Below are 12,045 nucleotides of genomic sequence, written 5' to 3'. Positions count from 1 at the left end.
TAAATTGATTTAGATAATTTGATGTAACTCAGTCTGATTTTCTTAGATACGAACTTGACCGCCATCTGCGGCAATCGTTTGACCTGTAACAAAGCCTGAGTCTGTAGAGCATAAGAATGAAACCACTCCAACAATGTCCTGTGGTTCAATCATTCGAGGAATTGCTTGCTGTTTTGGTAAGTACTCAAAAATATCTGCGTTAATTCCATGCATGGTTTTGGTATTGGTTAAACCAGGTGCAATCGCGTTAACATTGATACCAAAAGCACCTACTTCACTCGCCAACGCACGAGTAAAACCAATCACACCACCTTTGCTTGCTATATAAGCTGTCATCTCTGGCGCATTCAGCCAAAATGTTGTACTTGTTACATTTACAATTCTGCCAAACTGATTATTTTTCATGACAGGAACAAATGCTTTGCTCATCAGAAATGCACCATCTAAGTTGACAGAAATCACTTTTTTCCATGTTTCATAATCAGTATCTTCAAATGATTTCCATGGATAAATTCCAGCATTGTTCACTAATGCGGCAACAGGAGGCATATTAGCTGCAACCTCAGTTGCAAATTTTTGAGTGGACTCTGGTGATGTGACATCAACAATAGCGGAGAAAAATTTACGTCCTTCTGCTTCAACAAGTTGACGAGTTGCGGCTGCATCTACAACGTCTGCAACAGCGATATCGAAACCATCGGCTGCTAATCTTTGAGCATAAGCTTGACCAATACCATTTGCTGCACCAGTGATGACAGCGGTTCCTTTAGACATGTCACTATTCCTTATTAAAAGTTAAATATGCCAGTAAGTAGAAATAGTATTAACGAATTAGCCTTTGGGATAAATATGGTAAAATGGAAATTATTAATCCATTAATGGGATAATTTGGATGGAATTTCTTAATGATATGGCGTTGTTCGTAGAAGTTTGCAAAGTGATGAGTTTTAGAAAAGCTGCTGATAACTTGAATATGCCAAGTTCAACATTATCAAGAAGAATTAGTCATTTAGAAAAAGAAATAGGTTTACGATTGCTCCATCGGACAACACGGAAAGTGGAGCTAACAGAAGCAGGTCAGATTTATTATGAGCGTTGCAGAAGGATTGTTGAAGAAGCAAGGCTAGCACATGAGGAATTAGGTGATATTTTAGCGCAACCGACAGGACTTTTAAGAGTTTCCTTACCTGTAGATTTTGCTATTAATTATTTAGCACTACTTTTGGTCGAGTTTGCGGATCATTATCCAGGTATTCATTTTGAGTTTGATCTAACACCGCGTCAGGTGAATTTGATTACTGAGCCTTTTGATCTAGCCATTCGTATGGGTGAGCAAAAAGATTCAACTTTGATTGCACGATTATTGGTAAAGCTTCCTGTTTATTTTTATGCAAGTCCACATTATCTTGAAGTTTCTGGTGAACCCAAACATCCCAATGATCTTATTCAGCATGAATGTTTGGGATTCCCAAAAGGGGGGTTATGGAAACTGAGCAAGGATGATACCAATGAAAAAATTGAGGTTAATGTAAAAAGCCGTTTTATGCTGAACAATATCGGTATGATTAAGCAGCTTGCTGTATTAAATCAAGGCATAACTCTGTTACCCGAAGGTATTGTTACTAAAGAATTAGATCAAGGTCTTCTTCGTAAGATTTTACCTGAATGGCAAGGTATACCCATTTCTGTTTACGCTTTAACAGAAACAAGACTTTTGCCTGCTAAAACACAGCGTTTTATTGAATTTTTACGCAATAGACTAAAGTAGTGTTTAAATGGAATATCTATATTTAAACACTACTAAAGGGATTTTGTACGAGGTTGGATACGACTTCTAAAATGAATGATTGTCAAACAAATAAATTTAAAGACTATCTAATCTACTTTAATTTTAAAGCTCAAATATATTCTCAAGGAAGAGATTATATTTTAAAAAATTAGTTAATTTCTAGTACAAAACTTAGCCCAATCAGCCATCAAATTTTTTCTTTTTTCAAGATATGCTCCACGTAAGTAAGCAGCTTCCACTTCATCTGGTAACTTATAGGCAAGTACATGTTCACAGACCTCACGAGGGTAATCAGTTTTGTCTGCTGACCAGTCACGGATTGTAGAGCGGAAACCGTGTGTAGTAATCACTCGATTTTGTTTTGGATCAATATATCCGATACCATTTTCTTTAAACTTTTGTTCATGCATTCTTTTGATGAATGTTGTTAAAGACATATCTGAAAGCATGCCACCGCCACGGGGTGCAGGAAAGATAAAATCTTGTAGTTGAGTATATGGTTTAATTGATTCAAGCAACGCAATTGCCTCTTGAGACAAAGGAACACGATGTTCTTTTTCTGCTTTCATACGTTCTTTGGGGATAATCCAGACCTTACTCTTAAAATTAATTTCCTGCCATTTAGCTCCAAAAATCTCACCAGACCGACATGCAGTTAAAATTGCAAATTCAAGAGCTTTAGGTGAAATACCTTTTTTCTGCCTTAAATGCTGGATAAACTCAGCGACCTGATCATAAGGTAAAGATGGGTGAGGGCGTGATTCCTGCTTTAAATTACCTAAGATTGGCTCAAGATTACCATTCCATTCGGCTGGGTTATCACCCACAAAATATCCCATAGCCTTGGCATAATCGAAAATGGTTTCTATACGACCACGAATACGTCTGGCTGTTTCATTTTTTTCAATCCAGATAGGCCTAAGAACTTCGGCAATATCAACTTTAGTAATGGTGCCAATACTAATATCACCTAAAGTTGGGTAAATATAGGTTTCTAATGTAGAAGTCCATTGACCAATATGTTTTTCATTTTTGAGTTCACGGGTTTTATTTGCTATAACAACTTTTGCACACTCAATGAATGTTTTGTCACGTAGTTTCTGGATATGTAGCTTTGATAAGTTGTTCCTGTTTATGCGCAATTGGATCAATGCCATTTCGAATTTGTATTCTTAATTCTGTTGCTTTAGCACGGGCTTCAGCTAATGAAACTTCCGGGTAGGGACCAATACCAATATCATGGCGGTGAGGTTTTAACTTTCCATCTTTATCCAGACGTTTATCCACGACAGCACGCAAAATCTAGACACGGGAATTACCCTCGACATTTAGACATAAGCCATCAACGCCACCTACAGAATGTCGACCAGTCGTTTTAATTTTTGCTACACTAAGTGCAGATAGCTCTTTTGATTTTTTTGGCATGCTCTTATTTACCCCATAATCTACCCCTCATAAAATACTGGAAATGATAGGATTGGGCAAGATGGCTTAGGACAATGAAAATATTAAATAATTGAAAAATATATGTTTATAATATTATCTGGGATTGCTTAGGACTACTGTTAGACGGACACCCATTTCCCCCTATTTATCCATACATGCACCTGACTAATATTCAGGTTGTGAAAACTTGTTATATTTTTGCAAGATTTCAGCTTTACTCTGTTGAGTTGTTTGGGCAGCCGCTGTAATCCCCTCGAGCCTTAGACAGGCCTTATAATTTTGCGCACGTGTCGCTTGAATATATATTTTTTTCTGTTCAGTGGTTCTGAGCATTTCTCAACTCCATTGATCCTACATGTGAAGTAAGTATAGCAGAGAATCTTTTTGATCCATGCTTCATACCCAATGTTTCAAAATAGAACGAAACTGTATCATTCTAGGTACAACAGAAAACTAAAAAAAGTGAAAGAATTTCTAAAATTTAGATCACATTTAACAAGAAAACTCTCTGTTTTTATTGAGAGTTGTGATTTTGAATAAATTGGGTTGATAAATGAAATTCCATTACGTCTGAGTTGATGTTGTTGGATTAAAAGAAGAGAAGAAGTAAACAAGTTGAACGTTTGAATAAAAAAGAATAAAGAAGAGCGAACGCTATGTTATTGGCAAGAAACCCGAAGTGTCCTAGAGGAGACGTTGCATGATGCTAATACAAAGGAAAGGTCTTTAGAGCCAATCCTAGGAAACCATCTATGCTTAGACAAACAAAATTATCCAATTAATCGGAATGCGCCTGAGCGAAGCGTTAAATTTAGTTTTCAAAGAGTTGTAGACTCTAACAAAAAAATGTTAATCCACTGGTTATATTCAATTTAATGTTAAAAATCATGTAAGAAGATGAACTCTGGATTCAATAGCCTAAGCAAATTGAGAAAAGGATTGTTTAAAAATTTTCTCTGTTTATAAGTAAATGTAAATTACTGGAGAAGTTTGGCGCACTTTCTTGTTCGTGGTTGACTAGCTGCACCTGCTCCTAGTGGACCAATTGAGCAGGGATTAGGTATTTCATTTACTGGAAATAGTCATGCTTATGGATTTGATATTAACGGAATCGAACTCAAACGCTGATCAAACGCCATCACTTTTTGATCTTTTGCATGTATTACAACAAAATTTACTCCAATATACATGCCACCAAAAAACTTCTTTTTCTTGGCGAAATGATTGGCAATTTTTGCTTCGGTTTTTGATCGACCGATCCCAATGTAGCAGGGTAGACCTAAGCATCGAAAGGCTTTAGTTCTGATGTCTTGCACATATTCTGTGAGGTAAAATAGGTGCTCATAGGCAGTAAGTTTTAGTAAATATTCATCAATCTAAGAGTTTGTTAATATGATATGTATGTTTTTAAGTAATTGATAATAATAATCTTATTCTTAATTTTCATAGTAAATTAAAAAACTAAATTTTCTATAGAAATGTCTATACCCAAATATCCAACTATATCGGTGAGTGAACCATATCGAGTTTGTTGGAGGCCGCTCTTCCAGAGAGAATATTTGGGTGAGAATTAAAAATATAATAGATAAATCAAAGGTATATTGATTAAGCTTGTCATTGAATCTGAAAAAAATTAACTAACCTTAGTAATAGTCATTGATATAAATTATGCTGAATTACTTGATTATTCCCAGAATGACATTCACCTGTAAGATGATTCTTACACCATGAAATATATAATGAATAGGTACATTTATGATTAAAGAAAATCAGCGTGCACTTGTAGTAGGTGCTTCAAGAGGAATTGGTTTAGGACTGGTTCGTGAGTTACTTAATCAGCATTGGAGTGTAATCGCGACTATTCGAGATACAACACAAGTGCCTGCCGATCTGAATCAACTGCTTTCAGAGCATCCAGACAAACTGGAATTGGCTGAATTAGATTTAAGCCATGTGCAAACTGCCAATAGCATCATCAGCAAGTATCCTGAGCATTCCTTTGATCTACTCTTGGTTTCTGCGGGTATTTCAGGACCAGAACATCAACGCGTTGAGCATTGTACGCCAAATGAAATTGCAAATCTGTTTTGGGTCAATAGCATTGCACCTGTAACAATTGCTAGAAAATTTCTCCCTCTAATGAAAGTAAACAGCGTGATTGCGTTTATGAGCTCACGTATGGGCAGTATTGCTTTAAACGATGATGGCAGTATGGAGTTGTATCGTGCCAGTAAGGCTGCGCTGAACAGTATTACCCGTGGTTTTGCACAAAATGAGGCAATTCCAGCACAAATCGGTGTCCTGAATTTACATCCAGGTTGGGTTCAAACTGAAATGGGGGGAAGTCATGCACCTGTCACTGTTAAAGAGAGCACCACAGGAATTGTACGCGTGATAGAAGGCTTTCTTGGAAAGACTGAACAACAGTTTATTGATTTTCAGGGTAATGAAATGGCGTGGTGATCCTACAGCCCACATCTAGAAATTCTGTTTAGACAATTAGGATAAATCAGTCCGATCAACCCCTGTTTTAGACATGTAGAAATATTATATTTTCTGTCCGATTCATTATCTCATCCATCTGTATACAGATTGTATTATTTTAAAAAATACAGAATAGACAATCTGTATACAGGGTTCTCACTCTTGAACAAAGAGTGAAATCGAGGAGAGGGAGTTCATGGACAAAAAAGCACTTTTAGCTGAAACATTAAAGCGCCGTATTATCAGTATGGAATTAGCGCCAGGAGCTGTTTTAGACGAAGTCACTTTAAGTGAAGAATTCGGTTTATCTCGACCTCCTGTCCGTGAACTGATCAGACAAATGGCGGCTGAAGGCTATCTTGAATTAGAACCGAACAGACCTGTTCGCGTTTCATCTATGAGTCATCACTCATTAAGAAATTTCTTTCTGGCTGCACCACTCATTTATATTGCAACAACGCAATTGGCAGCAATTAATGCCAGCAAAACAGATATAGAGCAACTCAAGCAGATTCAAAAGCAGTTCCGAGAAGCGATAGATAATAACGACTTGGAAGGACGCGTTTACTATAACAATTTATTTCATCTCGAAATAGGCAAAATTGCGGATAACGCTTACCTAATGCCAAGTTTGGAAAGATTGTTAATTGATCACGCACGATTAGGCAAGATCTTCTACAAGCAACCCACTTCAGATGACATGCAGCAAGATTTGGATGCCGCTGTGATTCAACACGAGCAAATTATTCAAGCCATTGAACAACATGATGTAGCGATTGCAGGTGAGATTGTACGTATCCATTTGGATTTATCTCGTCGACGTATGACTGAATATGTAGTACCAGCAGGAATAGAAGTTCCACTGAGTTATTAAATAAAAAATTGAAAGCAGGATTTTAGAAATTTTTTGCTCATAGGAAAGGTGAGTGAGCGGAAGATATAAATGGAGTTTAATGAAATGACAAAAGTAACAGCACTCCCAGCCGATGATAAACAGTGTGCCTGGTATCATTTAAGCAATAAACGACAAGCTAAGCCGAGCCATCGTGGCAACAGCACTGCACGCTGGGCTATCGTCGGCGCAGGTTATACAGGCTTAGCCGCAGCAAGACAATTGGCCCTTAACTTTCCTAATGATGAAGTGATTCTGATTGAAGCTCAGGAAGTTGGCTTTGGTACAGCAGGACGAAATGCAGGTTTTGCAATTGATTTACCTCATGACATTGGCGCAGAAGATTATATTGGTGATATAGAAATTGCTAAATCTACTCTAAAGCTTAATTTGTTAGGGCAATCTATTCTTCGTAATATTGTTGAAGAAAATGGGATTGATTGTCATATGCGTGCGAGTGGCAAGTATCAAGCCGCTGTAGAAAATAAAGGTATTGCTGTTTTAGATGCCTATCAACGCGGATTAGATAAACTTGGCCAACCTTATGAAGTTATCAGTGGACAGGATTTACCTGAACATATTGGGACATCGTTCTATAAACGCGGTCTCTTTACTCCAGGTACGATCTTGCTGCAACCTTCAGCTTTAGTCAAAGGACTTGCAGACAGTTTACCATCTAATGTCACACTCTATGAAAATACCCCAATCACGGAAGTAGAATATGGTGAGAAGGTTGTTTTAAAACATCAAGATGGACAAATTACAGCCGATAAACTCATCCTTGCAAATAATGCCTTTGGTCAACGTTTTGGTTTTTTAAAACATACCATGTTACCTGTTTTTCTTTATGCCAGCATGACACGACCTTTAACTGAAGAAGAGCAAGCTCAACTGGGTGGTAAGTCATTCTGGGGCGTTATTCCTGCTGATCCATATGGAAGTACGGTACGTCGTACACATGACAACCGAATTCTTATTCGTAATAGCTTTAGCTTCAATCCGAATGGACGCCCTAAACAGCATTGTTTAGATAAGTTTGTTCATCGACATAACCGTTCATTCGAAAGACGCTTTCCAATGTTACCTAAAGTGGATTTTGAATATACATGGAGTGGCTCCCTTGCACTTTCTCAAAATCATAAAGGTTTCTTCGGTCAATTAGCACCAAATGTATACGGTGCTTTATGTTGCAACGGTTTAGGCATCACGCGTGGCACTGTAACAGGTACATTACTTGCCGATTGGATCGCGGGTCAAAAAAATGATCTGATAGATTTTCTTTTAGATACCTCTGGACCAAATAAGTTGCCTCCAGAACCATTTCTCTCTATTGGCGTCAATGCAACGCTATGGTGGGGGCAAAGACAAGCTGGTTTAGAAAGTTAATTCGTATGGTGAATAAACTCAGTTTATGAATGGACTGAACCCGTTAGAGATTACTGGTTAAGTTACTCGCTTCAAACGACTTCATAAGTTTTAAAAACACAAAATTAGTGGGTTAATTTTGTAGGGTTTGTTCACCTCTAGATTTCATAAACGTGTAGGAAACACATCCACTTTGGTGGACGAGTATTGGAGAAAAAAATGACAACGAATCATATGTCAATTGATGATGTACCCGTAAAAGGATTTCATCAGTTATTGAGTATTCGTACAGGTGGCGGCTGGCTACTGGATGGTTATGTTCTAAGTATTATTGGTGTTGCATTGATGCAAGCCGCTGCACATTTACAGTTATCTAACTTTTGGCAAGGCATGATTGCGGCATCCGCGCTGTTCGGCATGTTTTTTGGTGGTTTTTTAGGTGGCTGGCTCGCTGATTTGACGGGTCGCAAGAAATTATATTTTATTGCCCCTACATTATTTGTTTTATGTTCGGTGGCTCAACTTTGGGTTGAGTCGGAAATGGCATTGTTTTTATGTCGTTTTGTGATTGGTATTGCAGTGGGATTTGAGTACGCTGCTGGCGGTTCATTGCTCACAGAGTTCTTGCCGACCAAAGAACGTGGACCTCGTTTAGCGATGCTCACGATCATGTGGTTTGCAGGTGCGATGTTGGCTTACCTGTTTGGTAATATGATTTTAAAGATGGATATTACTGATGCTTGGCGTTGGGTGTTTGCTAGCCCAGCCGTGATTGGTCTGATCTTGATTATCATTCGTGTTGGTACACCAGAATCACCACGCTGGCTCATCAGTAAAGGTCGTACTGCTGAAGCAGAAGTCATTATTAAACAGGTATATGGACCATCATTTTCACTTGCTAATGTGCCTGTTCAGCAAGCAGTCAAGAGTTTATCGCTTAAAGAAATTTTGGCTCTAGGCTACGGCAAACGCGTATTTTTCTGTTCGATGTTTTGGATGTGTGCGGTGATTCCTGTATTTGCCGTGTATTCCTTTGCACCTCGTGTTTTAGATGCAATGAATCTAAAAGGCTCATGGGCGGAATATGGTTCAGTAATGATTACCTTGATGTTTGTGGTGGGTTGTGTGCTTGCAACCAAACTCATCAACAGCATGGGTCGCCGTAAAATGGTTATTCATAGCTTCTTATGGTCAGGTTTGGCATTGCTTGGTTTAGGTGCATTCGCGGATGCTTCACCACTGCTAGTGTTGGTCTTGTTCTGTACTTATGCGGTGTTAATTGGTGGGGCACAAGTGTTGGAATTGGTCTATCCAAATGAACTGTTCCCAACTGAAATGCGTGCCATTGGTGTCGGTATGGCAACTTCATTCTCTCGCATCGGTGCAGCAGTCGGTACATGGTTAGTGCCGATGTCATTAGACACGATTGGTATTGGTAATACCATGTATGTCGCAGCAGGTGTCACTTTACTTGGCTTGATAGTTTCTATTCTCACAGCGCCAGAAACCAAAGGGTTGAACTTGGAACAAGCAACTGCTTTGAAAAATTAACAATGGATCGTGTTGCCATGATCTCAGTCTCTCAATTGATTATGGCAACCATTAACACACTTTAAAACGGAGAAAATATCATGACATTTTTTGAAGGTATTTATACACCAGCAATCACGCCTTTAGCTGCTGATGGTTCAATTGATAACGCTGCTTTTGCAGAAGTTTTAGAATATTTAATCGATGCAAAAGTACACGGCATTATCGTGGCAGCAACCACAGGTGAATATTATGCACATACCGCTCAAGAGCGTTATGACTTGGCAAAATATGCGAAAGAGGTGATTGGCTCACGTGTACCTTTAATGCTTGGTACTGGTGCGATTCGAACTGAAGATGCAGTTGAATATGCAAAAGTTGCTAAAGAAATTAAAGCAGACAGTATTTTAGTCACTATTCCACCTTATGCATTACCAACTGAACAAGAAGTTGCAGCTCATGCTTTAACAATTGATCAAGCGGCAGATTTACCCATCATGTTCTATAACTATCCAGCGCGTATGGGTGTGAGCATGGGCAAGGAGTTCTTTGATACGGTATTTGCACAATCGAAAAACTTTGTCGGTTTAAAAGAAAGTTCTGGTGATATGAACCAGTTACATATGTTGGCGCGTAACTATCCAAACTTGAACATTTCATGTGGTTGGGATGACCAAGCATTAGAATTCTTTGCTTGGGGCGCACGTAGCTGGGTATGTGCAGGTTCAAACTTTGTACCTAAAGAACATATCGCATTATATGAAGCATGTGTCATTGAAAAAGACTTTGATAAAGGTCGTCGTATTATGGCTGCGATGATGCCATTGATGGATTATCTTGAAACTGGTCACTTCATTCAGTGTATTAAATACGGCTGTGAATTAAATGGCTTACGCACGGGCAGTGTTCGTGCTCCGCTACAAGCTTTACCAGAAGAGAAAAAACAAGCATTTGCAGAGATTGTACAGCAGCTTAAACAAGATGTTGCAGCAATCACAGGAGGTGCTTAATGTCTGCGCTTTTGACAACAGCGGAATATACTGCCATTGCTCAGAATCTGAAATTTCAGACCCTTGCATATATTGATGGTCAGTTTCAAGCATCAGTCACTGGTCGTACATTCCAGACCACGAATCCAGCAACGGGTGAATTACTAGCAGAGATTACAGCGTGTAATTCACAAGATGTCGACATTGCTGTAGCTGCAGCCAAGGCGGCATTTGAAGATGGTCGCTGGCACAAGTTATCTCCCAATGAGCGTAAGCACACTTTACTAAAATTTGCTGATTTACTTGAAGCAAACACAGTTGAACTTGCTGTAATGGAAAGTTTGGACAGTGGTAAACCTGTCAGCGAATGCCAATTAACAGACGTGCCAGAGATGATTCATACGATTCGTTGGCATGCTGAACTGATTGACAAAATTTATGACAGCACTGCACCAGTCAGTTCAAATGCCTTGTCATTGGTGGTTCGAGAAGCAATTGGTGTTGTCGGTTTAGTCCTACCATGGAATTTCCCATTGCTCATGTTGGCATGGAAAATTGCACCTTCTTTAGCTGCAGGTTGTTCAGTTGTGATCAAACCAGCCAAAGAAACCACCTTAACGGCACTCCGTGTTGCAGAGCTTGCAGCTGAAGCGGGTATTCCTGCTGGGGTCTTTAATATTCTTCCAGGCGGTGGTCGTGAAGTGGGTGAGCCATTAGGTAAACACATGGATGTTGCCATGGTCAGCTTTACAGGTTCAACTGAAACTGGACGTCTATTCTTAAACTATGCAGCAGAATCAAATCTGAAACGCATAGTATTGGAATGTGGTGGTAAAAACCCTGCTGTGGTCATGAATGATGTTGAAGATTTAGACCAAGTTGCACAGCATATTGTGAACGGTGCATTCTGGAACATGGGCGAGAACTGCTCAGCCTCTTCACGCTTAATTGTCCATACCGATGTCAAAGATGAATTGTTAGGTCTGATTGGTCTGCATTTGAATGACTGGAAAATGGGTAATCCGCTAGATCCTAACAATAAGCTCGGTTCTTTGGTCAGTCGCACTCATTTTGAGAAAGTAAAATCTTATATTGAACAAGCTAAAGCGGAAAAACAGCACATTGTCTTTGGTGGTAATACCGAACAAGACATGTTTGTTGAACCGACTGTGGTCGATGGAATTGGTGCTCAAGATACGTTATTCAAAGAAGAGGTTTTTGGTCCAATTCTTTCAGTAACTACATTTAACACCATCGAAGAAGCGATTGCACTTGCCAACGACTCTGTTTACGGTCTGGCTGGGTCGGTATATACCAGTAACTTACGCCACGCGATTAAACTTTCACGTGCAATTCGAGCTGGTGTAGTCACCGTGAACTGTTTTGGTGAGGGTGATATTACTACGCCATTTGGTGGTTATAAGGAATCTGGATTTGGTGGACGTGACAAGTCTATTTGGGCACACGATCAATACACAGAGTTAAAAACCATTTGGATTGATGTTACAGAACCAGACCTTCACTAAGGTCTAACAGTAAAAAATCCCTTG

Annotated in this window: 9 protein-coding genes and 2 pseudogenes; 7 read left to right on the top strand and 4 right to left on the bottom strand. The window is 39.1% G+C overall.

Features of this window, described 5'->3' with window-relative positions; translation table 11 throughout:
* Positions 1-42: 42 nt before the first annotated feature.
* Positions 43-774 carry an SDR family NAD(P)-dependent oxidoreductase gene (locus E0H94_RS18130; RefSeq protein ID WP_131327758.1) on the bottom strand — a complete coding sequence of 244 codons (732 nt, stop codon included), beginning with the start codon at positions 772-774 and terminating at the stop codon, positions 43-45.
* Positions 775-892: 118 nt separating this feature from the next.
* Here E0H94_RS18130 and E0H94_RS18125 point away from each other — a divergent pair, with 118 nt between their 5' ends.
* Positions 893-1,768, top strand: a complete 876-nt coding sequence (locus E0H94_RS18125; RefSeq protein ID WP_131327757.1) for a LysR family transcriptional regulator — start codon at positions 893-895, stop codon at positions 1,766-1,768.
* Positions 1,769-1,941: 173 nt separating this feature from the next.
* On the opposite strand, the pseudogene E0H94_RS18120 reads toward E0H94_RS18125, so the two are convergent.
* The 3 genes and pseudogenes from E0H94_RS18120 to E0H94_RS18110 form a co-directional block, all read right to left on the bottom strand.
* A pseudogene (locus E0H94_RS18120) lies at positions 1,942-3,214 on the bottom strand (phage integrase central domain-containing protein).
* 186 nt (positions 3,215-3,400) lie between these two features.
* Entirely contained in the window at positions 3,401-3,568 is a 168-nt protein-coding gene (locus E0H94_RS18115; protein WP_131327756.1) for a YhfG family protein, read from the bottom strand.
* Positions 3,569-4,422: 854 nt separating this feature from the next.
* A pseudogene (locus tag E0H94_RS18110) lies at positions 4,423-4,611 on the bottom strand (Y-family DNA polymerase); the annotation flags it as partial.
* A 379-nt stretch (positions 4,612-4,990) separates the two neighbouring features.
* On the opposite strand from E0H94_RS18110, the gene E0H94_RS18105 reads away from it, so the two are divergent.
* The 6 genes from E0H94_RS18105 to E0H94_RS18080 all read left to right on the top strand — a co-directional run bounded on the left by E0H94_RS18105 (position 4,991) and on the right by E0H94_RS18080 (position 12,021).
* The gene (locus E0H94_RS18105) at positions 4,991-5,698 is read left to right on the top strand and encodes an SDR family oxidoreductase (RefSeq protein WP_171462092.1); all 708 of its coding nucleotides are present in this window, start codon (positions 4,991-4,993) and stop codon (positions 5,696-5,698) included.
* A gap of 217 nt (positions 5,699-5,915) precedes the next feature.
* Positions 5,916-6,593: a GntR family transcriptional regulator gene (locus E0H94_RS18100; protein ID WP_131327755.1), complete on the top strand. Its 678-nt coding sequence runs from the start codon at positions 5,916-5,918 to the stop codon at positions 6,591-6,593.
* A gap of 84 nt (positions 6,594-6,677) precedes the next feature.
* The gene (locus tag E0H94_RS18095; RefSeq protein WP_131327754.1) at positions 6,678-7,997 is read left to right on the top strand and encodes an NAD(P)/FAD-dependent oxidoreductase; all 1,320 of its coding nucleotides are present in this window, start codon (positions 6,678-6,680) and stop codon (positions 7,995-7,997) included.
* Positions 7,998-8,195: 198 nt separating this feature from the next.
* Positions 8,196-9,527, top strand: a complete 1,332-nt coding sequence (locus E0H94_RS18090) for an MFS transporter (protein WP_131327753.1) — start codon at positions 8,196-8,198, stop codon at positions 9,525-9,527.
* Positions 9,528-9,607: 80 nt separating this feature from the next.
* The gene (locus tag E0H94_RS18085; RefSeq protein WP_131327752.1) at positions 9,608-10,516 is read left to right on the top strand and encodes a dihydrodipicolinate synthase family protein; all 909 of its coding nucleotides are present in this window, start codon (positions 9,608-9,610) and stop codon (positions 10,514-10,516) included.
* Positions 10,516-12,021 carry an aldehyde dehydrogenase gene (locus E0H94_RS18080; protein ID WP_131327751.1) on the top strand — a complete coding sequence of 502 codons (1,506 nt, stop codon included), beginning with the start codon at positions 10,516-10,518 and terminating at the stop codon, positions 12,019-12,021. Before E0H94_RS18085 ends, E0H94_RS18080 begins: the two co-directional genes overlap by 1 nt.
* Positions 12,022-12,045 lie beyond the last annotated feature (24 nt).

Origin of the sequence: Acinetobacter sp. ANC 4173 (genome assembly GCF_004331255.1) — a bacterium.
Classification (GTDB): domain Bacteria; phylum Pseudomonadota; class Gammaproteobacteria; order Pseudomonadales; family Moraxellaceae; genus Acinetobacter.
This window is presented reverse-complemented; position numbering and strand designations above follow the sequence as displayed.